This window comes from Kaistella soli (assembly GCF_019038595.1).
Classification (GTDB): domain Bacteria; phylum Bacteroidota; class Bacteroidia; order Flavobacteriales; family Weeksellaceae; genus Kaistella; species Kaistella soli.
Window position 1 is genome coordinate 38,398 of record NZ_JAHOPF010000002.1, and the last position, 23,115, is coordinate 61,512.

The 23,115-nt window shown below is 38.2% G+C and carries 22 protein-coding genes; 10 read left to right on the forward strand and 12 right to left on the reverse strand.

The window, feature by feature from the left end:
• Positions 1 to 2: 2 nt before the first annotated feature.
• From KSK37_RS03330 to KSK37_RS03345, 4 genes are all read right to left on the reverse strand, one after another.
• The gene (locus KSK37_RS03330; RefSeq protein ID WP_088360320.1) at positions 3 to 434 is read right to left on the reverse strand and encodes a BT0820 family HAD-type phosphatase; all 432 of its coding nucleotides are present in this window, start codon (positions 432 to 434) and stop codon (positions 3 to 5) included.
• Positions 435 to 533: 99 nt separating this feature from the next.
• Entirely contained in the window at positions 534 to 1,511 is a 978-nt protein-coding gene (locus KSK37_RS03335) for an acyl-ACP desaturase (RefSeq protein WP_217199456.1), read from the reverse strand.
• 150 nt (positions 1,512 to 1,661) lie between these two features.
• A complete protein-coding gene (gene gpmI, locus KSK37_RS03340) occupies positions 1,662 to 3,191 on the reverse strand; it encodes a 2,3-bisphosphoglycerate-independent phosphoglycerate mutase (RefSeq protein WP_088360318.1) in 1,530 nt (509 codons plus the stop codon).
• A gap of 74 nt (positions 3,192 to 3,265) precedes the next feature.
• Positions 3,266 to 3,790 (reverse strand): GNAT family N-acetyltransferase, encoded by a 525-nt coding sequence (locus KSK37_RS03345; RefSeq protein WP_217199457.1) that lies wholly within the window; start codon positions 3,788 to 3,790, stop codon positions 3,266 to 3,268.
• Positions 3,791 to 3,880: 90 nt separating this feature from the next.
• Between KSK37_RS03345 and KSK37_RS03350 the strand changes: the two genes are divergently transcribed.
• Entirely contained in the window at positions 3,881 to 4,567 is a 687-nt protein-coding gene (locus tag KSK37_RS03350) for an SIR2 family NAD-dependent protein deacylase (protein ID WP_217199458.1), read from the forward strand.
• A gap of 240 nt (positions 4,568 to 4,807) precedes the next feature.
• Here the strand turns inward: KSK37_RS03350 and KSK37_RS03355 are convergent, their stop codons facing one another.
• The 4 genes from KSK37_RS03355 to KSK37_RS03370 form a co-directional block, all read right to left on the reverse strand.
• On the reverse strand, positions 4,808 to 5,452 hold the full coding sequence (locus KSK37_RS03355) for a response regulator transcription factor (protein WP_217199459.1): 645 nt from the start codon (positions 5,450 to 5,452) through the stop codon (positions 4,808 to 4,810).
• 5 nt (positions 5,453 to 5,457) lie between these two features.
• Positions 5,458 to 6,228, reverse strand: a complete 771-nt coding sequence (locus KSK37_RS03360; RefSeq protein WP_217199460.1) for a sensor histidine kinase — start codon at positions 6,226 to 6,228, stop codon at positions 5,458 to 5,460.
• The gene (locus tag KSK37_RS03365; protein WP_217199461.1) at positions 6,225 to 6,815 is read right to left on the reverse strand and encodes a hypothetical protein; all 591 of its coding nucleotides are present in this window, start codon (positions 6,813 to 6,815) and stop codon (positions 6,225 to 6,227) included. The genes KSK37_RS03360 and KSK37_RS03365 overlap by 4 nt, the downstream gene beginning before the upstream one ends.
• 95 nt (positions 6,816 to 6,910) lie before the next feature.
• Complete coding sequence (locus KSK37_RS03370; RefSeq protein ID WP_217199463.1) at positions 6,911 to 7,435, reverse strand: hypothetical protein; 525 nt, start codon at positions 7,433 to 7,435, stop codon at positions 6,911 to 6,913.
• 91 nt (positions 7,436 to 7,526) lie between these two features.
• Between KSK37_RS03370 and KSK37_RS03375 the strand changes: the two genes are divergently transcribed.
• From KSK37_RS03375 to KSK37_RS03385, 3 genes are all read left to right on the forward strand, one after another.
• Positions 7,527 to 8,195 carry a YggS family pyridoxal phosphate-dependent enzyme gene (locus KSK37_RS03375; RefSeq protein ID WP_217199464.1) on the forward strand — a complete coding sequence of 223 codons (669 nt, stop codon included), beginning with the start codon at positions 7,527 to 7,529 and terminating at the stop codon, positions 8,193 to 8,195.
• Between the two features lie 77 nt (positions 8,196 to 8,272).
• Entirely contained in the window at positions 8,273 to 9,457 is a 1,185-nt protein-coding gene (locus KSK37_RS03380) for a sigma-54-dependent transcriptional regulator (protein ID WP_217199467.1), read from the forward strand.
• 67 nt (positions 9,458 to 9,524) lie between these two features.
• On the forward strand, positions 9,525 to 10,898 hold the full coding sequence (locus tag KSK37_RS03385) for an MATE family efflux transporter (protein ID WP_088360309.1): 1,374 nt from the start codon (positions 9,525 to 9,527) through the stop codon (positions 10,896 to 10,898).
• A 200-nt stretch (positions 10,899 to 11,098) separates the two neighbouring features.
• On the opposite strand, the gene KSK37_RS03390 is transcribed toward KSK37_RS03385, so the two are convergent.
• From KSK37_RS03390 to KSK37_RS03405, 4 genes are all read right to left on the reverse strand, one after another.
• A complete protein-coding gene (locus tag KSK37_RS03390; RefSeq protein ID WP_217199472.1) occupies positions 11,099 to 14,287 on the reverse strand; it encodes an efflux RND transporter permease subunit in 3,189 nt (1,062 codons plus the stop codon).
• Between the two features lie 4 nt (positions 14,288 to 14,291).
• Entirely contained in the window at positions 14,292 to 15,353 is a 1,062-nt protein-coding gene (locus KSK37_RS03395; RefSeq protein WP_088360307.1) for an efflux RND transporter periplasmic adaptor subunit, read from the reverse strand.
• Between the two features lie 7 nt (positions 15,354 to 15,360).
• Positions 15,361 to 16,710 carry a TolC family protein gene (locus tag KSK37_RS03400; protein ID WP_088360306.1) on the reverse strand — a complete coding sequence of 450 codons (1,350 nt, stop codon included), beginning with the start codon at positions 16,708 to 16,710 and terminating at the stop codon, positions 15,361 to 15,363.
• A gap of 71 nt (positions 16,711 to 16,781) precedes the next feature.
• Entirely contained in the window at positions 16,782 to 17,390 is a 609-nt protein-coding gene (locus tag KSK37_RS03405; RefSeq protein WP_088360305.1) for a TetR/AcrR family transcriptional regulator, read from the reverse strand.
• Positions 17,391 to 17,708: 318 nt separating this feature from the next.
• On the opposite strand from KSK37_RS03405, the gene KSK37_RS03410 reads away from it, so the two are divergent.
• The 6 genes from KSK37_RS03410 to KSK37_RS03435 all read left to right on the forward strand — a co-directional run bounded on the left by KSK37_RS03410 (position 17,709) and on the right by KSK37_RS03435 (position 23,110).
• Positions 17,709 to 18,539 (forward strand): hypothetical protein, encoded by an 831-nt coding sequence (locus KSK37_RS03410; RefSeq protein WP_088360304.1) that lies wholly within the window; start codon positions 17,709 to 17,711, stop codon positions 18,537 to 18,539.
• A gap of 80 nt (positions 18,540 to 18,619) precedes the next feature.
• Complete coding sequence (locus tag KSK37_RS03415) at positions 18,620 to 19,024, forward strand: hypothetical protein (protein ID WP_217199473.1); 405 nt, start codon at positions 18,620 to 18,622, stop codon at positions 19,022 to 19,024.
• A gap of 18 nt (positions 19,025 to 19,042) precedes the next feature.
• Positions 19,043 to 19,780 carry a curli production assembly/transport protein CsgE gene (locus KSK37_RS03420; RefSeq protein WP_217199475.1) on the forward strand — a complete coding sequence of 246 codons (738 nt, stop codon included), beginning with the start codon at positions 19,043 to 19,045 and terminating at the stop codon, positions 19,778 to 19,780.
• Positions 19,781 to 19,794: 14 nt separating this feature from the next.
• Positions 19,795 to 20,190 (forward strand): curli production assembly/transport component CsgF, encoded by a 396-nt coding sequence (locus KSK37_RS03425; protein ID WP_088360301.1) that lies wholly within the window; start codon positions 19,795 to 19,797, stop codon positions 20,188 to 20,190.
• A 12-nt stretch (positions 20,191 to 20,202) separates the two neighbouring features.
• Positions 20,203 to 21,594: a CsgG/HfaB family protein gene (locus tag KSK37_RS03430; RefSeq protein ID WP_217199477.1), complete on the forward strand. Its 1,392-nt coding sequence runs from the start codon at positions 20,203 to 20,205 to the stop codon at positions 21,592 to 21,594.
• Positions 21,595 to 21,598: 4 nt separating this feature from the next.
• Positions 21,599 to 23,110, forward strand: a complete 1,512-nt coding sequence (locus KSK37_RS03435; protein ID WP_217199479.1) for a carboxypeptidase-like regulatory domain-containing protein — start codon at positions 21,599 to 21,601, stop codon at positions 23,108 to 23,110.
• The last annotated feature ends 5 nt before the right edge of the window (positions 23,111 to 23,115 follow it).

Sequence of the window (23,115 nt, forward strand, 5' to 3'; positions counted from 1 at the left end):
TTTTACCAGAAAAGTCCTTTTTTCTTTTCTTTTTTCATTTTAGAATAAGGTAAAACTTCTTTACCTTCAACACGAAATTCTATTCTGTCATTGATGATATTATAGATTTCGCCCCAGCCAGGAAAACCACCAAGATTTCGGTCATCAATAAATAAATCGGCATCAATTTTTCTGGAAGCCTGTTCGTTACTGAACACTTCACCTTCAAAACTTGAATTAACGGCGTAAAATTCCACCCCGTGTTTTTTACAGAATTCTACTGCTTCATCCAAAGTTTTGCCGTGACGGTAAGTCCACAGAATCAAACGATAACCTTCCGACTGAAGTTTTTTCAACGTTTCGAATGCGAAAGTTTTTGGTTTTCCGATCCCGGGATATGCGTCTTCTACAACGGTTCCGTCAAAATCTATAGCCAGTTTTTTATTGCTTTTCATTGTTCTAAAATTTCAGAATGTGCAAAGATAAGAAAATAAAAGAGTGGTTGAAAAAATCGACCACTCCTGAGAAAATAAAATTTAATAGATAATATGGTATTACGATTTAACCCATTTAAACTGATATTCCTGATCCGGTGTGGAAATTCTATCAGTAATTTTCTGTAATCTGCCCGGCAGTTTCATCAAGTATTCCTGAGCTTTTTCGGCTTTTTCATTAAGTCCGGAAATATGTTCAATTTTCCAGTCGTTTAGAAGTTCGCTTAAGATATTGATGTAATCCTGACCTGTATATACCATCGCTCTTTGAGCAGCGTCAGAAAAATGTCCCCAAAGTTCACCGGCTTTCTGACCAGATTCGCGCATCAAATGGGCAGGCATTACAATTTTTTTACGCATCATATCTTCGAAAGCTAGCATCATTTCAGAAGGATCAAGTTCAAAAATTCGGGTAACGAAATGTTTGTATGCTTTTGCGTGACGGGCTTCATCAGCAGCAATCACTCCGCACATTCTGGATAGTTTTGTGTTTCCGGTCTGCTTTGCTAAAGAGCCAACTCTACGGTGCGAAATATTGGTAGCAGTTTCCTGAAAACTTGTATAAACAAAGTTTCTATACGGATCCATTGAGGTTCCGATATCAAAACCATCCTGAATTAAATATTGCGTGGTAATTTCCATTTCACGCATATTCACCCGGCCACAGAGATACAGATATTTATTAAGTAAATCGCCGTGACGGTTTTCTTCCGCTGTCCAGCTTCTTACCCATTGCGACCAGCCTGAACGGTTTTCCTGTTCCACACCGTCAATTCCCATAATCCACGATTCATAGCTTGGCAAAGCTTCCTCGGTAATACAGTCGCCAATTAAGGTGACAAATAAGTCATAACCCATTTCGCGGGCATAAGTTTGAAGTTCTTCTACATCATATTTAAAACTGTCAGAAGATGGATCCGGAAGAAAATCAGTAGGTTGCCAAATTTTTTCAACCGGTGTTAAGTAAGAGGAAATAAAGTCGTCTACTTCTTTTCCCAAATTCTTCATCACCTCAAGTCTTACTAATTTATTGTACATTTTTTACTTTTTAGAAGGAACAAATATATATTAAAATATTATTATTTAATGCATAGGTCTTTAAAAAATACAGCCGCAGAGTGAATTTCGGGCTGTACATTGCAGTTGTTATAACAGGATATCTCTTAAGAAATTCTTTTATAGCAAAAATTAATCCACCAAAATCTCCCCAGTCATTATTTCAGGAATTTCTACACCCATCACTTTTAAAATGGAAGGTGCAATGTCTCCAAGTTTTCCAGGTTTCAGGTTCCAAGTGTGATCTTTATCCATCACAATAAGCGGAACTAAATTGGTTGAATGCTGTGTATTCGGGCTTCCGTCAGGATTCTTCATCACATCCGAATTTCCATGATCGGCGAGGATAAACACGGCATATCCATGTTCATAAGCTGCTGTCGCTACTTTTTCGATACATTTATCCACAGTTTCTGCGGCTTTTACAGCAGCGGAAAAAACTCCGGTATGACCAACCATATCAGTATTTGCGAAATTGAGACAGATAAAATCCGCGGTTTCGTTTTCGATTTCCGGCAGGATTTTTTCGGTGATATCATAAGCTGACATTTCCGGTTTGAAATCATAGGTAGGCACATCTTTGGGACTTGGACAAAGCAATCTCCTTTCTCCGACAAATTCTTCTTCCCGGCCTCCCGAAAAAAAGAATGTAACATGAGGATATTTTTCGGTCTCAGCAACACGAATTTGAGTTTTACCGTTTTTTTCAAGGATTTCTCCCATCGTTCCTTCCAAAACGTTTTCGTCAAAAACAACCTTTACATTTTTAAAATCTTTATCGTAATTTGTCATCGTAACGTAGTACAAATCAAGATGATGCATACCGTACTCCGGGAAATCCTGCTGCGAAAGAACTTCTGTAATTTCTCTACCTCTGTCCGTTCTGAAATTGAAACAGAAAACAACGTCCTCGGAATCGATTTTTGACATCGGAAGATTACTGTCTTTCAGGCACACAATCGGCTTAAGAAATTCATCGGTTATTCCGGCCTTGTATGAGTTTTCTACCATTGCCAAAACATCATGTGTGGACTCACCAATGCCATTCACCATTACGTCATAGGCTAATTTTACACGTTCCCACCTTTTGTCGCGGTCCATCGCATAATATCTTCCGGTAACGGTTGCCAGTTTTCCGGTCGTTAAACTCATGTGATTCAAAAGGTCTTCCAGAAAACCCTTTCCGGAATGAGGATCGCAGTCGCGCCCATCTGTAAATGCATGAACGAAAACGTTATTATTTAATCCGTATTCATGGGCTGCAGTTAAAAGTCCTTTTAAGTGATTAATATGTGAATGAACTCCGCCATCAGAGACCAAGCCCATAAAATGAACTTTTTTATTATTTTTCACAGCGTATTCAAACGCCTGGGTAATCACATTTTCTTTTCCTAATGTAGCATTTTCAACAGCCATATTAAGTTTAACCAGGTTCTGATACACTACCCTTCCCGCTCCTAAATTCATATGACCTACTTCGGAATTTCCCATCTGACCAAAGGGCAAACCTACTGCAATACCGCTGGCCTCCAGAGTCGTATGCGGAAATTTTTCGTAACAGGAATCCATAAAAGGGGTGTTGGCCTGCGCAATGGCAGAAACTTCCGGATTGAGACCTAATCCCCATCCGTCAAGTATCGCTAAAATGGCTTTTTTTGACATTTTATAATATTTTTAATAGTACAAATTTAGTGAATTGTCCGCGATTTCGAAGGTTTAAACGCTTTTGATTTCCGTCATGTGGATAATATTTTTTCAAATGCTTTCCTCGAAGCTCCCCGGAAATAAACTTCGCCACAATAAGTATAGCCTAATTTTTCCAGAATTTTTAACATGGGAGCATTATCGAAATTGGTGTCAACTTTGATGCTGAAAACCTGGTTGCTCTTTGCGACACTCTCAATTTCTTCAAAAATTTTTGTTGCAATACCCTGTCCTGCAAACTGATCAGAAATTGCAACGCGGTGAACTACAATATATTCACCATTGCTGAGCCATTTTCCTTCAATGACTTCATAGGCCGGTTCAATAGCGAAAATAATGGCAGCATAACCTGCAATTTCACCGTTGATTTCAAGAACAAATCCGTAATTATTCTTAATATCGGCCTCAACGGTATCCTGATTCGGATAACCGTCCTGCCACTGGCTGCTTCCGTCACGCCTTCTCCTTTCAACAGCCTGCTGAAGGATTTTCCAGATTATTTCCTGATCTGATGATTTTGCTTGTCTTAAATTATAATTTTCTGTTCTTTCGGGCATTATTAATATTTATCAGACAAATTTATGCAAGTTTTTTTCATCTGACTTTGAGTTGTAAATCCAAAATTTTGTATTTTTAAAGAAAAAGGAATGAAAAAGAGATTTGTGGTTCTGTCGGGTGCCGGTATCTCTGCGGAAAGCGGTGTGAAAACTTTCAGGGATTCCGATGGATTATGGGAAAATCACAGGATTGAAGACGTAGCGAGTCCCGAAGGTTTTGCGAAGAATCCACAAATGGTGCTGGATTTCTATAATGCAAGAAGACGGCAATTAAGTGAAGTGGAACCCAACGATGCACATTACATGTTAGCTGAACTGGAAGATTTTTTCGATGTGGAAATTATCACTCAAAATGTAGACGATCTGCATGAAAGAGCCGGATCTTCTAAGGTTAGTCATCTGCATGGTGAACTGAAAAAAGCGAGACCTATAAATTCTACTGATAACATCATTTCCTGGGAAACTGACTTAAATTTGGGAGATTTGAATGCGGAAGGAATTCAGCTGCGTCCTCACATCGTTTGGTTTGGCGAAATGGTTCCGGAGATGGAAAAGGCTATACAGATTACGGAAAAAGCGGATGTTTTTTTAATCATCGGAACGTCAATGCAGGTTTATCCGGCAGCAGGGCTGATCAACTATATCCCGGAACACTGTGAAGTTTTTGTCATTGACCCTAACTTAAAAAACAGTTTTGCTACAAACGAAAACTTCTTTAAAACTTCAGCAACCGAAGGAATGAGACTGCTGAGTGCTTTGCTAAAAAAGAAAGAGTAACATGATGTTACTCTTTCAATCGCTTTAAAAAAAATAAATATAAAGAAAAAATTGTTCGGTTTTGTTATATCAAAATTATATCAAAAATTTAAACTGTAAAAGAGTGAAAACACCCTAAATTTTAGGCAAGAAAAAAACCGGTTAAAAAACCGGTTCTTTTCTTTTCATTATTTGTGTGATATTTGATGTCTCAAAACTACATTATTAAAAAGATACAAAATAGCGTGAAAACACCCTTTTTTAATACAGATTGTGTTTTATCGCGAATAAAACAATTCCCACTCTGGTTTTCACATTGAGTTTTATAAATACGGAATCTCTGTAACCGTCAATAGTTCTGGGACTTAGAAACATTTGATCCGCAATTTCTCTGTAAGTAAGTTCGGAGCATGCCAGTTTGATAAATTCAAGTTCTCTGTCTTTTAAAGTGTCATTGAGTGAATTCATAAACTTTTCTTCGGTCTTAATTTTCAGAAGACTTTGGGTAAGAAGATCTGTGTAAAAAATTCCTTTCTTATGAACAATATTGATGGCGTCAAAAAGAATGTCAGGTGACATGTCTTTGAGCAGATAACCTTTAGCGCCTGCTTTCAGCATTTTGATGATGGTACTTTCGTTATCCTCCATCGTGAGCGCGATTACTTTCAGATTCGGAAATTCCTTCGATATTTCTGCGGTGGTTTCGATACCGTTTTTAATAGGCATATTGATATCCATTAAGACTACATCCGGATACGTTTTCTTTGCCCTTAATTCATCCAGAAAATCCTGTCCGTTAAAGCAATTCATGATCACTTCAAAATTCGGGTTGAATGAAATCATGTTTTCCAGAGCTTTAGAAACCAATTTATGATCATCAACAATAGCTATCTTTATAGTTCCCATACAGATTATTTTTTATAAATAATGGTTACTTTCGTTCCCTCGTTTTCAACAGAATTAATACTGAATTCAGCATTGATAATTTTTGCGCGGCTTTTCATATTTCTAAGTCCGCTGCCCTCGCTGTCAGGACGATCAATAAAACCGACTCCGTTATCATTCACATTTATTTTAATAAATTCGGGCTGATCTTCAACCAGAAGCTGAATCTCCTTAGACTTGGAATGTTTAATAACATTATTGATGCACTCCTGTACAATTCGGAATAAGATAAGGGCGTGATCGGAATTAATTCTCAGATCGTGATTATTGATGTGATAATCTACCTCCATAAGTTCCAGTCTTTTAATTCGGAAGATTTCCCTTTCGACAGATTCAATAAATCCGAACTGTTTTATCTGTTTGGTAATGAAAACTTTAGAAAGATTTCTAATATCCTGAATGCATTCACCAACAAGAAGATTAATCTCTTCAGCAATTTGTTTACGGTCTTCGTCACTGGAAAGCGCAATTTTATTGGTCATCAGTCTGGCGACAGATAGTTTCTGTCCCAAATCGTCATGCAGTTCCTGGCCGATATAATTCAGGGTTTGTTCCTGAATTTCCACCTGAGAGATCGCAAGTTCCTGTTCAAATACAGCATCTTTCCGTTGCTGAGTGAGCATCAGCTGTGATCTTTTTTTAACGAAAACACCATAAATTGCAACCATCATCAATACTACAAAAAGTATGATGATGGTTGAAATGATAATCAGTATGTCAACTTCATTCGTTTTCAATGAGTCTTCCTAATTAATTTTTCCGTCTTACTAAATAAAATGCCGATAAACATAATTGCATATCCTGTAAAGTTAACGGAATAAAGTAAGATGAAAAAAATATTTTTTGAAATTGACAGTTCCACTGCTCTCTTGCTGATGACGATAAGCGGAACAAGTCCCACATAAAGAACAATCAGACTGATAGCAATCCAGAATGGATAGTAGCTCAGGATATTCAGAATTTTTTCCGAGTTGAAAGTTTCAAAGAAAAACAGGGTTACTGAGGCTAGAAGTAAAATAATAGTCACAAAATAAGTTGGATAAGGAAGGAAGATGAAAAAGTCTTTAATAAGAATTAAAGAGAGAATCACATTTACACAATTTACCGCAATTATTCCCAATTGAATCCGCTTTGACCATCTGTTTTCCAGAATTTTGTAGAAATAAATAAATACAGTGACAAAAAAGCAAATAATAATACCGCCTGCCATAAACGGTGTGGAATTAAACTGCTCGCCATATATCACTTTTCCTACTGTTGAAAAAAATTCAGAGCAGAAAACAATAATCATTGCAAAAATAAAATACGAGATATGGTTTCTCAATTTTTGTCTTTTGGCAATTAGCAATACGATAATGGCCAAATAAATAACAAGCAGTGCGCTGCTAAAATATAGTCTGTTAATTTCCATAGCAACACTTAGTAAGGAGGGTTAGTCCATGAAAGATCCATTCCGGCAATACCATCTATTTCTCTTCCTCTATCAAGTGAATCCTTTACGGCTGCTGATTTTTCGTGCGTGGCTTTTGACGGAAGACCTGTAGGTACTAAATATACGGCCTGATAACCCAGATATTTCGGATTAAGTCTGGGATCGAACGGTTCCTTTTCGGGATACTGTCCCATTTTTATTTTCATCCCTACAATTTTATAATCCTTGTTTGCTGCTTCCTTCTTTACAAATGCAATATATCCTTCCAACTCTTCAATGGAGTACCAGTACTCTTTTGAATCCGGACTTCCTTCCGGGCGGGTTTTATTGATGATCTGATAATTTTTCTCAGCATAATTTGCATCGAGTTGCGCCATCAGATTTTTGTCGATCAGTTTCTCTTTGTAGCTTTCACCGAAGGTGGGTTCATTGTTTTTGTTGTTGCACATTACCAGGACGAAAACTGCGAGAAAACTCGTGACAGCGCCTAAAAGAAAGAATTTTATTTTCATAGTTTTTTATATTTAATCAAATTTACTTTATATTTGAATATAATTTCAGGTAAAATCACCCTTTTTTATAAATCCTCATTTAATTTACAAAATGTCTTTAGAAAAAATCACAAAGAGCTACGAAAGAATTAAAAATATACTCCCGGACGACGTACAGCTTGTAGCAGTTTCAAAAACGCATCCTGCAGATCAGATTCTGCATGTTTATAATTTAAGACAGCGAGTTTTCGGTGAGAATAAAGTACAGGAACTTGTTGAGAAATATCCTCTTTTGCCTAAAGATATTCAGTGGCATTTGATTGGGCATCTTCAGACGAATAAAGTAAAATATATTGCAGAATTTATTGATACTGTTCAAAGTGTAGATTCTGAAAAACTTTTAGAGGAAATTAATAAGCAGGCCGGAAAACATCAGCGTAAAATCAAAGTTTTACTTCAGGTAAAAATTGCTGAAGAAGAAACAAAATTCGGATTGGAAATTCACGAAGCCAAAGAAATTTTTCAGAATTATATCAACGGCAAGTTCCCTAACGTAGAGATCACAGGTTTAATGGGAATGGCCACTTTTACAGATGATCAAAACCAGATCGTAAAAGAATTCACTTTACTGAAACAGATTTTTGATAAACTGTCACTGTTAAAAAAATTAGATGTGCTGTCGATGGGAATGAGCGACGATTTCCCTGTTGCAATTCAATGCGGTGCCAATTCGGTGCGCATCGGTTCGGCGATTTTCGGGAGCAGACAATATGACTTATAATACCACTTAGGTATGATTGTTGCTCAATAATCAGGAAATTTTTAAACTAATTTCATTAAATCCATAAATTTTTACTAATGCAAAAAATCTTAATTGTTGAAGATGAAAAAGCCATTTCAGGCGTACTTCAAAGTATTCTGTCCGACGAACTGCCGGATTACGAATTCATCATTGCCGAAGACGGTTTAGAAGGCTTTAAACAGATTGAAAAAGAAGATTTCGCCTTGGTGGTTTCAGATATTAAGATGCCCAAACTTTCCGGTACCGAACTTCTGAAACAGGCCTTACAGATTAAACCGGACACTACCTTTGTGATGATTTCAGGTCACGCAGATATCGATACTGCAGTTGCATGTCTCAAAGAAGGCGCCTATGATTTTATTTCAAAACCCATAGATATCAACAGGTTGATTACCAGTGTTAAAAACGCGCTGGACAAAAGAATTCTCCAAAAAACAAATCAGGTTCTGAATATCGAGAATACGACTTTAAAGAAAAAAGTCAACAAAAAATATCAGATGATTGGTGAATCTCCTGCATTGAAGAAAATTCAGGATATGATTGAAAAAGTAGCTACTTCTGATGCCAGAGTTTTAATTACCGGACCAAACGGGGCCGGAAAAGAGCTTGTTGCACATGCTATTCACTCACAAAGCGACCGGAGTAAAGGTCCAATGATTGAAGTGAACTGTGCTGCGATTCCTTCTGAATTAATTGAATCTGAACTTTTCGGACACGTTAAAGGAAGTTTTACTGGTGCCATTAAAGACAAACAGGGGAAATTCGAACTGGCGAATAACGGAACGATTTTTCTGGACGAAATAGGTGATATGAGCCTTGTTGCTCAGGCTAAAGTTTTGCGTGCATTACAGGAAAGCAAGGTATCTCCTGTCGGAAGTGACAAAGAAATTAAAGTAGATGTTCGTGTTCTTGCAGCGACTAACAAAAACATGCAGAAAGAAATTGCTGCAGGTAAATTCCGGGAAGATCTTTATCACCGTCTTTCAGTGATTGAAATTTATGTTCCGCCTTTGGATGAGAGAAAAGAAGACATCAGACTTTTGGTTAATCACTTCTCAAAAACGATTTCTGACGAACACGGAACGGCTAAAAAAGAATTTGACGAAAAAGCAATTAAAGCACTTGAGGATTTCAGCTGGACCGGGAATATCCGGGAACTTAGAAACGTAGTGGAAAGGCTGATGATCTTAGGATCAAATCCTGTTTCTGCGGACGATGTTGCAAGTTTCGTAAGAAAATAAATTACATTAATTTAAATAAACTAGAAAAAGTTTGCAGTATTTTTGCTGCAAATTTTTTTTTCACAATATGGCATTTCTCAATAAACAATACACCAAAGCCTGCCTTACCCTCGCACTTCCCGTAATGATTACTCAGGTTGGGCAGGTTTCTGTTAACTTATTCGATAATATTATTGTCGGGAAATTACTGGGAGCACAGGCTTTAGCGTCGGTTTCTTTAGGAAATGGCGTGTTTTTCTCCATTTTTGTTTTTGCTTTGGGATTTTCGTTTGCAATTCCGCCTTTGGTTTCTGAGGCGCATTCTCAGGAAAAACATGATACCATTAATTCGGTTTTCCGTCACGGCTTTGTAATTAATCTCGGTATCGGATTCCTTCTGATGCTGCTTCTTTATTTAGCTTTACCGCTACTCTATCACATGGATCAGCCCAAAGAAATTATCCCTGATACCATTGGATTTTTGGGGATTATGACTTTGAGTATTCTCCCGTTCATGGTATTTCAGACTTTAAGGGAAGTTTCTGAAGGTTTATCTTTTACCATCGGCGTTACTAAAGCTACAATCATCGCAAATGTTATCAATATCGCATTAAATTATGTCTTTATCAAAGGGATGTTCGGATTGCCTCCGATGGGCGTAAAAGGCTCTGCATTGGCGAGTTTGATTGCAAGAATTTTCATGATGGTTTTCCTTTACTATGTACTGTTAAAAGAAGAAAAAACCAGAAGGTACATCAAAGATTTCTCATTAAAAATTACTGAATTTTCAAAAGCGATGTTCAGTAAAATGCTGAAAATCGGTTTTCCTACAGCTTTGCAGATGTTTTTTGAAGTGACGGCTTTTGCGGGTGCAGCTTTTATCTGCGGATTAATTTCTGCGAAAGATATCGCGTCCCACCAAATTGCACTTTCAATGGCATCTTTTACCTTTAATCTCTGCATCGGATTCAGTGTTGCATCTACGGTTTTAATCGGCCGGAAATCTGGCGAACATGATTTTGTGGGACTGAAGAAAATTGGCGTCAACAATCTTAAAATTGTGTTCCTTTTTATGTCGGCTTGTGGAGTGCTTTTTATTTTGGGAAGACATATTCTCCCGACTTTTTTCACTAAAGCTGAAGATGTTGAAGTCATTCAGCTTGCGGCCAAACTGATGATTATTGCGGCATTGTTTCAGCTTTCAGACGGTATTCAGGTTGTAGCGCTTGGAAGTCTGCGCGGCATTCAGGATGTGAAAATTCCGTCGATGATTACTTTTGTCGCTTATTGGCTGCTGGCTATTCCTTTAGGTTATTTCCTCTGTGTAACAATGAAAATGGGTGCTTTCGGGATGTGGATCGCATTAGGTTTGGGACTTACGGTTTCGGCTGTTCTTCTTGTATTCCGATTTTTGAGTCTTTCCCAGAAAAAGATCGATTCGCTGGAGAAAACTACCGCTTAATTTATAGCCCCGATAGAAACGGCATCCTTTTGTGAGGACGAAGGACGAGCAAAAGATACAGTGGATAGCGGGACGGGTTTATCAGAGCAGCGACCGTCTTCCTGCTTCTCATTATTACCAAAATATATTATTTATTAAAATAGAAAAGCCGTTTCAGTAATTTGAAACGGCTTTTCATTCTAACACTAAAAAACTATAATTTAAACTTTATGTTTCGGAGTAAATCCGTCATCGCTAAGTTCGTTGTGTTCGTACTCAGCGGTCATTTCGTATTCAAAATCTATTTTCTGATCCTTACCCATTCTTCTGAGCAGTGAATCGAAAAGTGAATAAACCACCGGAACGATAATCAAGGTAAGGAAAAGCGAAGAGGTTAATCCTCCAATTACCACCCAGGCCAAACCGTTGTTCATTTCTGCACCTGCTCCTTTTGCCAAAGCAATTGGAAGCATCCCGAAAATCATCGCAATGGTAGTCATCAGAATCGGACGTAGCCTTGCGTGGTTTGCCTGAATCAGCGCATCGTGAGTGTTTGCTCCTGCTGCTTTTCTCATGTTGGCAAAATCGACAATCATAATCGCGTTTTTCGCTACCAAACCAATCAGCATGATCATTCCTAACATGGTAAAAATATTCAGCGTGTTTCCTGTCAGAGCCAGAATTACCATCACCCCGATGAGTGCCAGCGGAATGGAGAACAATACCACAAACGGATATACAAAGCTGTCATATAAAGAAACCATTACCAGGTAAACCAATACAATTGCCGCCAGTAAAGCTACTCCCAGAGTACCGAAACCTTCTGTCTGGTTTTCCATATCACCACTCCAGATGTAATTAACGCCTGCAGGTTTTGTTTTTTCGTTATCCATGAACTGTGCAGCCCATTCATTCGCCACATCTCCCGCAGGCCGGCCTACTACTTTTGCAAGTACTTTTACCGAAGGTGATTTGTCTCTACGCTGAAGTAAACTTGGCCCTGAACTCATATCGACAACAGCAAACTGGCTCAGTCTGATCTGCTCTCCTTTTGAATTGGTAAACATCAGATTTCGGACATCATCAATTGATTTTCTGTTGTTATCTGCAAAACGGATGTTGATATCGTATTCATATTCTCCTGTTCTGAACTTTCCGTCGGTGTTTCCGTTAAATGCAGTCTGCATCGCCTGTCCCACACTTGAAAGATTTAAACCTAAAGCGGACATTTTATCCCGATCGATATTTACACGCACTTCCGGACTTCCAGTATCAGTTGACAGTTCGGCATCTACAGCTCCCGGAACTTTTTTAAGTAATTCGAGGATTCTCGAGGCTTCTTTGTTTGCTGTTTCATTATCAGCGGCCGTTACCACCATCTGGATCGGCGCCTGATTAGCTCCCATCAATCCTATCGGTGCAGTTTTGAATTCTACCCCGGTGAATTTTTCTTCAAGATCTCTTTTGATTTTTGCCGACATAATATCGGTCGTTTCAGAACGTTCGGATTTATCATTTAAAATCACCTGAACTTCCGACTGATAAGCTGTCGCCTGAGCACCGCCAAAACCTGAGGATTGCTGCCCTACTGTCGTGATTAAATTCACAACATTCGGGTTATCTCTTAAATATTTTTCAACCTGCAGCGTAACCTGATTTGTTTTTTCAATGGTTGCATCTTTAGGTAATTCCATCTGTACAAGGAACTGTCCGCGGTCCATCTTAGGGAAAAATTCACCTCCGATAAATCCGAATACCACCAATAAACATGAAGCAACCAACACGAAAAATGTAACAACTACTGTCATGATCCTTCTTGCACCTGTTTTTAAGCACCATTCCAGGATGTCGGTGATCCAGTGGGTGAATTTGTCCAACTGTGTTTCAAACCAGAGGATGAATTTTTCAAAAGGATTTTTACCTGTAAGATGCACCACTTTCCCGAATCTTGAAGATAACCAGGGAATAATTGTAAATGAAGATAATAATGAAAATAAAGTAGCAATAACTACTGTTACACAGAACTGTGCAAGAATATTGGATACCAAACCGGAGCTCATCGCGATCGGTAAAAATACCACAACAATTACCAAAGTAATCGCTGTTACGGTAAAGCCGATTTCTGATGCACCGTCATACGCTGCACGAATCCTGCTTTTACCCATTTCCATGTGACGGTAAACGTTTTCCAAAACTACAATGGCATCATCCACCAAAATACCAACTACCAGGGAAAGCCCAAGTAAACTCATCAGGTTCAGGGTGTATCCCATTAAATACATCCCGATAAAAGTTGCGATCAGGGAAATTGGGATAGAAACCATCACGATGAACGCATTTCTGATATTGTGAAGGAAAAGAAGCATTACAATCGCCACCAAAACAATCGCTAATACCAAATCGAAAATTACGTGATTGGCAGATTCCAATGTAAACTCTGTACTGTCATTAACGATATTCACCTTTACATCCTGAGCTTTGTAATTGTTGGTTACGTCAGCCATTGTTTTCTGAATACTTTCAGACACTGCAACGGCATTGGCATCAGACTGTTTTTTGATCTGCATCAAAATGGTAGGGTTCTGATTGTATCTTGCGATTTTGTCTACATCTTTCTGCGTGTCAAAAACTGTTGCAACATCTGAAAGACGGATCTGCGCACCGTTTTTTGAAGAAATCACCAAGTTATTCATCTCCTCCACCGATTTATACTTTCCGGATAATCTGATGGTAGATTTTGTAGTTCTGGATTTTAAACTTCCGGTTGGGAAGTCAAGATTTGAGGATAGAATTGCCTGCTGAACTTCCCCAATGGTAAGCCCGTAACCCTGCAGTTTTTTATCATCGATGCTTACCTGAATTTCTCTTTCCTGTCCACCGATAAGATCAACCTGAGCAACACCGTTTACACGGGAAAATATAGGTTCAATTTTCTTATCCAGTAAGTCGTAAAGCTCTTTGCTGTTGAGTTTGGTACTGGAAACACTCATAGTGATGATCGGTAAATCATCCAGGGAAAACTTATTCAGTGAAGGTGCATCTGCGTCATCCGGAAGTTTGGATAAAATAGCGTTCACTTTACGCTGAGCGTCATTCAATGCATAATTTACATCTGCACCGGTATTCAGCTGAACCATGATCACGGAAAGGCTTTCGTAAGATGAGGATTCTACTTTCTTTACGTTTTCCAAAGATCCTACCGCATCTTCAATTTTTCTTGTTACCGAAGTTTCTACCTCACTTGGCGACGCACCGGGGTATACCGTAGAAATCGTTACCATATTGGTTTCAAACTTCGGGATGAGCTCGTACCCCATCATGGAGTAGCTCAGTAAACCGCCCAGAGTAAGTATTGTAAATAAAACAATAATTAAGGATGGTCTTTTAATAGATATTTCTGCTAACTTCATCTTTCTACTTTACGATATTTATTTTTGCTCCGTTCTCCAGGTTGATCTGTCCGCTGGTGATTACCTGTTCACCTCCGTTCAGGCCGCTAATAATCTGTACTTTATCACCATATACTTTTCCGGTTTTTACGGTAGTAAGTTTTGCAGTTCCGTTCTGTACAATAAATAGCTGTCCTGAGCTTACGCCGTTAACAAATGCAGCAGCAGGAACGGTTAACAGATTCTGGTTTTCTGCTCCGTAGTTTGTTTTAAACAAAGCTGTTCCGTACATACCCGCTTTTAACTGTCCGTTGTTTGAAACTTCCACTTCTACAGGGAAATTTAATGAGGCATCACTTTTTGGGGCAATAAATGTAATTTTTCCGCTGAAAGTTTCATCAGGCAAAGCGTTCACATTAATAGAAACCTGCTGACCGATCTGGATTCTTCCAACCTGGCTTTCATCCACTAAAACTGAAAGTTTCAAACTGTTGATGTTCACAATTTCGAATAAAGGGGTTCCCGGTGACACAACCATTCCCGGCTCCACCATTCTTTTATTGATCGTTCCGCTGATGCCTGCTCTCACGCTTGTATCATTAATTTTCACTCTTTGGGCACGTACGGCAGCCTGAGCATTTTTAAGCTGCAATCTGGAATTATCAACCTGCTGTTTGGTCACACCGCCGGTTTTATAAGCATTTTCGTAACGCTGATTGTCGATAATTGCATTCTGTAAAGTATTTTGCGCCTGAGTAACATCGACTTCTATCGCATCTCTTTTAATGGTCGCCAAAACCTGCCCTGCTCCCACCCTGGAACCTTCTTTTGCAAATACACTTACAACACGTCCGGAAATATCAGCACTCTGATTTGTTTCCTGTTTTGGGATAAAAGTTCCGTTTGCAGAATAGTCGGTATTAATGTTTTCTCTTGTTGCAGTTACCACGTTCACGTTGATTTTATCAACCTGTTTTGCCACTTCTTTTACTTCAGTTTCCTGTTGCTTTTTGTTGCTGGAAATTTTGTATGCTCCGAGGCCGATAAGTACAGCTGCTACGATGATATATATTAAAGTTTTTTTCATGTCAGTTTTATTTTAAATAAGTTTTAAGTTCTCCTTTTGCTTTATAATATTGTATTTCTGCTATTTTGTAATCTAAAACAGCATTGCTGTAATTATTTTTAGCTTCAACCAAAGCGTTTTCGGCTTCCAGCAATTCCGTAAGAGTTGCTAAGCCGTATTGGTAATTGCTTTTTGTGTTTGCAGCTACCGTTTCGGCCAATGCGACATTCGCCTTTTGGCTTTCTAAAGATAAAAGGCTGTTTTCAATCTGGGATTTTGCATTTTGGTAAGATAAATCCAAACCAAGCTTTGCATCCGCAATGTCAACTTCCAATTTATCGAGTTCTATCTGTGCCATTTCCACCCGGGCCTTCGTAGCAAAACCGTTGAAAATAGGGATATTAACTCCTAAAGTTACTGCCGAATAATCTGCCCAATAAACGCCGTCCTTATTTCCATGAGTTAAAGGAAATTTATTTCCCAACCCTTGCCAGCTGTAATTGGCATTTAGGTTTACCGTCGGATAATAAGCTGCTTCAACCGCTTTTTTATTATATTGTAAAAGCTCTTTTTGTTTAGTTAAAATTTTAATTTCAGACCTTTCGTCGGTGCCTACCGTTTCCTCCAGTAAATGAGGTGTTACTTCCATATCGGATTTTACGAGTTCAATTTTGTTTTCAATCGGCATTCCCATATAGAATTTCAGGGCATTTTCCGCCTGATTGATGGCGTTTTGCTGTTGTTTCAAAATGGTGCTGATGTTGGTAAGGTTCACGTTGGTTCTGTCTAAATCTACTTTTTTAGCCAAACCATTATCAAATAAACTTTTAATGATATTTCTTGCTTTTTCAGTGCTTGTAAAACTACTTTCCAGAGTTTCTTTCTTCTGCTGAATGGTAAAAACCTGAAAATAAGCATTTGAAACCCTTTCTATAATCTGTTCCTCCGTTAATTGAGCATTAAGCTGGTAGAATTCTTTAGTCGATTTTGCGGCTTTAAGACCAACAAATACCTGCTGATTAAATAGTGCCTGAGACAGTTGCAGACCACCTCCGGCATTCCATTTCTGACCTAAGGAAATCAGCTGAATATTGCTGGGACCGCCACTGAAAGCTCCTGTATCTAAAGCAGTTGTCTGTAATATTGGGTTGTAGGTAATGTTTGCGACTCCATTAATTTTTGGTAGGGCTCCAGCTTTCGCTTCCATAATTTGATAATCGGCATTGCGGATATCCAGTTTCGCTTTCTGTGCTTCTGCTTTATTCTGCAGAGCGTACTCGATGGCTTGTTTGAGGGTGACGGTTTCCTGTGCCTGCAATTCTGTCATTGAGAACGCAAGTAGAAGTACGCCGAGCGCCATTTTTCTCCAGTTGGTCATTTTATATTGGGTTATTATTTATTATAACGTTGAGAGTTTCCTTTTTACTTTAATTGAAAATATTTTTCAAATTAAACAGGATCTTTTTTAGCGGTGATTTTCTTTAAATAATCTTTGCCTTTCTCTGTCGTGATGGCGTTCATGAAAAACATCAGTGCTTCATTATTATAATGTGCCCTGTCTATTTCATTGGTGTCGAGAAACGGCGAACTGTCATATGACATCACAAGCTGGAAGAAAATCTTTCCATAAATTCTGGCGTCGAAATCGTTTCTGTAATATCCCTGATCTCTGCCTTTTTCGATATTGTGGACCAGCACTTCCGAAAACCTTTCTGAAAATTCCATCATGTGCTTATTGAAAATTGCTGGATAATACTTAATCAACTGTCTTATCAGAATGGTATTATTAGATTGGGCAGCTTTTTCAAAATGTTCATCACGGCAAAACATTCTTTCGATGGCATTTTCAATTTTCGCATCCAGTTCGTTGAGTTTTTCAATAACTTCGTTGAGTTTGAAATGAAGTACATCACCCAAAAGAGCTTCCTTGTTGGTGTATTTTTGGTAAAGCGTTTTTTTGGACATCCCGAATTCTTTGGCAATATCATCCATCGTTAATGTCTTAGCGCCATTTTCAATGAAAAGATCTACTACTTTTTCTATAAACTTTTTATCCATTATCAAATATTACGGGGGCAAAGCTACAAAGAAAACTTAAAAACATAAAAAGTTTCCTAGTTTATTTTAATAGACTACAGCTATCTGTTTTATTGACAACACCATTATGTCTATTAAAAAAAGGGTTTTCAGCTTACTCCAGGAAACTCTTTTACGGTAAAAATTATCATCTTTCAAAAAGAAAAATTTGAAAAGGTGATTTAACGATACGCCTCATAGTTTTTATGGATATTTCTAATTTCATTGTTATCTGTGATTTATTCAGTCTTCAATCACTATACATTTGTACCACAAACTAACCAATAAAATTATTTAACCATGAAAAAATTATTTGCAGGTGCATTCGCACTAATGGCAGTTACAATCGGTTTTGCACAGAATAACCATGATGTAACAACTCAGATGGGTAATCAAAACACAGCTAACGTTGACCAACACGGTAAGGAAAATTCCAATACCATTTATCAGAAAGGAAACCAGAACGAAGCAAAAGTATCGGAGTACGGTAGAAAGAACGTAAATAATACTGAAAGCCTTGGTGATAAAAACAAGGAATTAGTGTATCAAAGCGGTAAATCCAACGACAATGATACCTGGCAAAAGGGTGATAAAAACTCTGCTACCACCAAACAGTACGGAGAATTCAATAAAGTTACCCAAAAACAGAAAGGTGACAATAACTCTGTTTACGCTTTACAATGCGGCGATAAAAATATTGCGATGCAAAATCAAAACGGTGATCATAATAAATTGACATCAGAGCAATATGGAGATAACAACAATGTTAATCAAATGCAGAAAGGTGATCGTAATAGTGCTGATGGATGGCAAAATGGTAAAGGAAATAAAATTACCCAAAACCAGGATGGTGATCATAACGATGCCAAAGCAACACAGACTGGATATGACAATAAGATTACTCAAAAACAGGATGGTGACTGGAATAGAGCTATTGCCACCCAAACAGGTGACAGAAACACTATCAGCCAAACTCAACTTGGAAACGGACATTATTCAAAAGATACTCAAGTGGGATGCGATAACAAGATTACTGTTTTACAGGAAACAAATCATTCCAATGGCGGCGATTGCTGTGCACCTCCAATGCCTCAGCCAAAATGTAACCAGCATTCAGGAGACGGTTGCTAATAAACTGCTCATCTGATATTAATTCAACCCTTGGGAGAAACTATCCAATAGTTTCTCCCTTTTACCCAAAAAATAATATCATGAAAAATTTATTTTTAGTTAGCATGATTTTATGTAGTTTTTTGATGAGTGCACAAAGCATTGATTTTGGCAATATCAACAGTCAAAATATTTTAAATATCCTTGCTGCCCCGGAAACGAGTCCTTCTGCGGTGTCTTCAAAAACGTCAGTTACACAGTTAGGAAATAATAACAATGCTATGATTTATAATAAAAGTAAAAGAAGTGATTTAATGATTCGGCAAACGGGTGATTTTAATACCACTTTGATGACTAACACTAATCCTCATTTGGAAAACAAACAGAAAGTAAATGTTGAAGGCAATAATAATTATATCGACATTACAGGAAACAACAGCAACGCTAAAGAAATGCAGATCAATCTGAAAACCAACGACAAAATGATTTTTGTCCGTCACTACTAACTTTACTTTATAATAATTATGAAAAAGTTTATTTTAAACCTGTGCTTCATCTTTCTCCTCATCTTCGGGATCAGTTGTAACGCTCAAGATGCTCAAACGGTAACAGCAAAAATTGAAAGTGAAAATATAGAAGGAACACTCAATCTGAAGGCAGTTGCAAAAAACCAAGGTCAGGTACATCAGTCACTGAATTATATTTTTCTTGCCGTAAAAAAGGACCGAGGAAAAAACATGTCCTCCTCCCAACAGCAAAATAAATTTACCCTACTTCCGAAAGAGAGCAAAATTCTTTCGGAAATATCTATTAATGTCAATAAGGACGATGCGCTGAAAGTTTATCTATTTATTAAAGATGAAAAAACCGCAAAAGTTATCGCAAAGGACAGTTTGGAAATGAATGCAAAAAGCTTTAAAAACAATGTATCCTATGAAAAAACTACCAATGAGGAGAATATGATGATGAAAGGTTTAATCATCAATGAGACAAAAACTAGAATTGGCGACGATTTTTACAGCAGATTCTATTCACTCCTGATGCTGAATGCGATTGAGTTCGGTTTTAGAATCAGAGTTTCGGAGGTTCCTTCTACGGGTACAAACACACAACTTCAGATTTTTGCGGATGATGAGAATATTCTGACATTTTTTGCAAGGCCTGAAGATGATTATCTGGATGATATCGTAAAAGAAACGATTGCAAGCCTAATACAATACGACAATGACCGGCAAGTCACCGATAAAGGCTTCATTTATTAACCAAAAATAAAATTATGAAAACACTTGTTTTTTATTTTGTCTTTGGGGTTAGTTTTGCCTATGGACAGCAGTTTGTTTATAAACCGGTAAATCCTGCTTTTGGCGGAGATACCTTTAATTACCAATGGCTTTTAAGCTCTGCTTCCTCGCAAAATCAGTTCAAAGGAACTACCTCAGATTTCGGCTCACTCAGCACTCTGGACAGCTTTACAGAAAGCCTGAACAGGCAGTTATTGAGCCAGTTATCCCAAAAGCTCTTCGGAGATCAGTTTGGGAGCGGAAATTTAAAACCGGGGAATTATACCTTCGGTTCTATGTACATTCAAGTTACACAGTCTGACAAAGGATTATTAGTAAGAATTTTAAATACAACAACAGGTGAACAGTCAGAAATCATAATCCCGAACTAAAGAATTAATATCATGAAAAAGTTTTTAACAGCCAAAATTATATTGCTCCTTACAATATTAGCAGTAATGGGAAGTTGTGGCACAATGATGAATCTTCCTGCTGAAGGTGATACTTCCACTTTAGGAGAAATGACACCTTACACTAAACAACTGAAAGAACTCCCTGCTCCAGACGAGAAAATTGTAATCGGAGTTTACAAATTCAAAGACCAAACCGGTCAGTACAAATTAGCGGAAAACGGCAGCAACTGGAGCACCGCAATTCCACAGGGTACCACCTCCATTTTATTAAAGGCATTAGAAGACAGCAAATGGTTTCGCCCAATCGAACGGGAAAACATTGGAAACCTTCTTAATGAAAGACAAATTATACGTTCTACAAGAAAAGAGTACGAAGTAGCCAAAGACGGAAAAACGGTGATCAGTGACCAGCTCCCACCGCTGCTCTACGCCGGAATTCTTCTTGAGGGTGGAATTATTTCTTACGATACCAATGTAATGACTGGCGGTATTGGAGCCAGATATTTTGGTATTGGCGGAGGCACCCAATACAGACAAGATCGCGTAACTGTTTATCTGCGGGTAGTCTCGAGTATGACCGGCGAGATTCTAAAAACAGTATATACATCCAAAAACATTCTTTCGACAACGGTGAACGGAAGCTTTTTCAGATACATCGATACTGACAGAATTCTGGAAGCTGAAATGGGGTTTTCCCAGAACGAGCCCGTCAGTTTAGCAGTTACTCAGGCTATTGAAAAGGCGGTGTATACCTTAATTTTAGAAAGCGTGCAGGACGGAACTTTCAGAATTGAGAAAGTTCACGAAAAAGAGATGATGGACCTTCTTTCAAAATATCACGCCGAACAGGAAAAAAACACTAATCAACTGGTCGGAAATAAGTTTGCAGATAAGGAAAGATCTAAAGCATCGGTGTTATTCATGGCCAACGGAGACTTAATAAAAGGCGATTATACAAATGCAAAAATGAATATTGGAGGAAAAGCGGGCTTCAAATACTTTTTAACACACCACCTGAACGCTGAAATCAGTGCGGGGTTTGAAACCCTTCAAAATAAAGATATCGTTAGAAACAATTTCATGTACACTGATCTTAACCTGGAATATCTTCTTTTGCCAAAATTTACTCTTTCTCCATATGGTTACATTGGCTTGGGTTCGATGTTCAACGGTAAAAATTTTCTGAAATATCAGTTTGGAGGAGGGTTAGAATATTTGGTAGGCAGCAATCTCGCTTTACGCCTAAACGCGCAGTATGACATGGGTTTTGATGATACCTGGGATGAATTTACCAATGGTAAAAGGAAAGATCAGGCATTTCATATTGGTGTCGGGATTAATTATTACCTAAGGCAGGCGAAAAGACTAAACACAAAAAAATAAAATCATGAAAACTCTAATATATATAGCATTCCTATCTCTCTTTTTTATGGGCTGCGTTTCCTGCAGTGAAGATTTAGTGGGAAAAACAACCAATTCGATGATTACGGGAAAGGTTGTTAAAAAAGGAACGAATACTCCGCTTGCGAATGTGAAAATTTATACCTCTCCAACTACCCAGACGGTGTTTTCCGGGGCTGACGGAACTTTTAAACTGGAAAATATTCCTTTAGGCGATTATTCTGTAAAAGCCGAACTTACAGGTTATCTGGCCAGCTTTCAGGGTGTCAATTTAAAAAATGAAAGCCCGGTCACTATTGTTTTTGAAATGTCAGATGATAATTCGCTGAATTCTCCTCCTTCAGTTCCGCAATTGCTTACACCTGCCGACCAGGCTGTTGATCAGCCCACTTCTGTTACCTTATCTTGGAGCAGTACAGACCCTGATCCGGCAGATTCTTTGAAGTTAAAGTTTAGGCTGATCGTAAAAAACAGTTTAAACAATACCGTATTCGAAAAAGCCGACATCAAGACAAAAAGTTATGTATTAGATAATCTGATTTATGGCGTTACTTATTTTTGGCAGGTAGTGGCGAATGACACTGTAAATCCTGATGTATACAGCGAAATAAAGCAGTTTAAAGTTTCAGACACTCCAAATAACCGCTTTCATTTTGTAAGAAAATCAGGTTCAAGTTATTATATCGTATCCAGTAATGACAGCGATCAAAATTTTCAGTTTACTCCCAACACGGTGAACAGCTGGAGACCAAAACTGAATAATGCTGCCAATTTAATCGCATTCTTGAGAACAGTGTCGGGAAGTACGCAAATTTTCACTGCTAAAAAGGATGGTTCTGATCTTAAACAGGTGACAACAACCCAGCCGGTTTTAGGTTATAATTATGAAGATCTGGATTTCAGCTGGAGCACAAACGGCAGTGAACTTCTGTATCCAAGTTTCAATAAACTTTATAAAATTAATAAAGACGGAAGCGGTTTAACTTTGATTTATACGACGACAGATGGAAACTTCATTACAGAATGCGACTGGAGCAACGACGGTTCCAAAATCGCATTGAAAACCAATGATGTAAACGGTTATAATGCCAAAATTTTCATTATTGATACCCTGGGGAATGTTACCAAAACAATTTTAACAGGACTGCCTGGTGCAGCCGGAGGACTTAATTTTTCAATTGTCGGTGATAAACTCCTCTATACAAGAGACATTACGGGTTACGAAAACTCCAATCACAGACAGCTGGATTCGCGGATTTTCTTATATGATTTGACCACTACTGTTGCCACTGACATCTCGGAGCTCAGCGGAAAGGCTTTAGGCTCCAATGATCTGGATCCGAGGTTTTCACCCAACGATGCAGAAGTGATTTTCACGAATACCTCGAACGACGGTATTTCACAGAAAGACATCTACAAATTATCCTTTAATACCTCAAATACAGCGTTTACAAGAACTTTACTGTTCAGCAACGCCGAAATGCCGGATTGGGAGTAATACTT

Coding starts and splice junctions, on each gene's coding strand:
- KSK37_RS03375 (WP_217199464.1), top strand. CDS start 7,527: ATGTCTTTAGAAAAAATCACAAAGAGCTACGAAAGAATTAAAAATATA.
- gpmI (WP_088360318.1), bottom strand. CDS start 3,191: ATGTCAAAAAAAGCCATTTTAGCGATACTTGACGGATGGGGATTAGGT.
- KSK37_RS03430 (WP_217199477.1), top strand. CDS start 20,203: ATGAAAAAGTTTTTAACAGCCAAAATTATATTGCTCCTTACAATATTA.
- KSK37_RS03390 (WP_217199472.1), bottom strand. CDS start 14,287: ATGAAGTTAGCAGAAATATCTATTAAAAGACCATCCTTAATTATTGTT.
- KSK37_RS03330 (WP_088360320.1), bottom strand. CDS start 434: ATGAAAAGCAATAAAAAACTGGCTATAGATTTTGACGGAACCGTTGTA.
- KSK37_RS03370 (WP_217199463.1), bottom strand. CDS start 7,435: ATGAAAATAAAATTCTTTCTTTTAGGCGCTGTCACGAGTTTTCTCGCA.
- KSK37_RS03395 (WP_088360307.1), bottom strand. CDS start 15,353: ATGAAAAAAACTTTAATATATATCATCGTAGCAGCTGTACTTATCGGC.
- KSK37_RS03385 (WP_088360309.1), top strand. CDS start 9,525: ATGGCATTTCTCAATAAACAATACACCAAAGCCTGCCTTACCCTCGCA.
- KSK37_RS03350 (WP_217199458.1), top strand. CDS start 3,881: ATGAAAAAGAGATTTGTGGTTCTGTCGGGTGCCGGTATCTCTGCGGAA.
- KSK37_RS03425 (WP_088360301.1), top strand. CDS start 19,795: ATGAAAACACTTGTTTTTTATTTTGTCTTTGGGGTTAGTTTTGCCTAT.
- KSK37_RS03420 (WP_217199475.1), top strand. CDS start 19,043: ATGAAAAAGTTTATTTTAAACCTGTGCTTCATCTTTCTCCTCATCTTC.
- KSK37_RS03380 (WP_217199467.1), top strand. CDS start 8,273: ATGCAAAAAATCTTAATTGTTGAAGATGAAAAAGCCATTTCAGGCGTA.
- KSK37_RS03415 (WP_217199473.1), top strand. CDS start 18,620: ATGAAAAATTTATTTTTAGTTAGCATGATTTTATGTAGTTTTTTGATG.
- KSK37_RS03345 (WP_217199457.1), bottom strand. CDS start 3,790: ATGCCCGAAAGAACAGAAAATTATAATTTAAGACAAGCAAAATCATCA.
- KSK37_RS03355 (WP_217199459.1), bottom strand. CDS start 5,452: ATGGGAACTATAAAGATAGCTATTGTTGATGATCATAAATTGGTTTCT.
- KSK37_RS03410 (WP_088360304.1), top strand. CDS start 17,709: ATGAAAAAATTATTTGCAGGTGCATTCGCACTAATGGCAGTTACAATC.
- KSK37_RS03435 (WP_217199479.1), top strand. CDS start 21,599: ATGAAAACTCTAATATATATAGCATTCCTATCTCTCTTTTTTATGGGC.
- KSK37_RS03405 (WP_088360305.1), bottom strand. CDS start 17,390: ATGGATAAAAAGTTTATAGAAAAAGTAGTAGATCTTTTCATTGAAAAT.
- KSK37_RS03400 (WP_088360306.1), bottom strand. CDS start 16,710: ATGACCAACTGGAGAAAAATGGCGCTCGGCGTACTTCTACTTGCGTTC.
- KSK37_RS03335 (WP_217199456.1), bottom strand. CDS start 1,511: ATGTACAATAAATTAGTAAGACTTGAGGTGATGAAGAATTTGGGAAAA.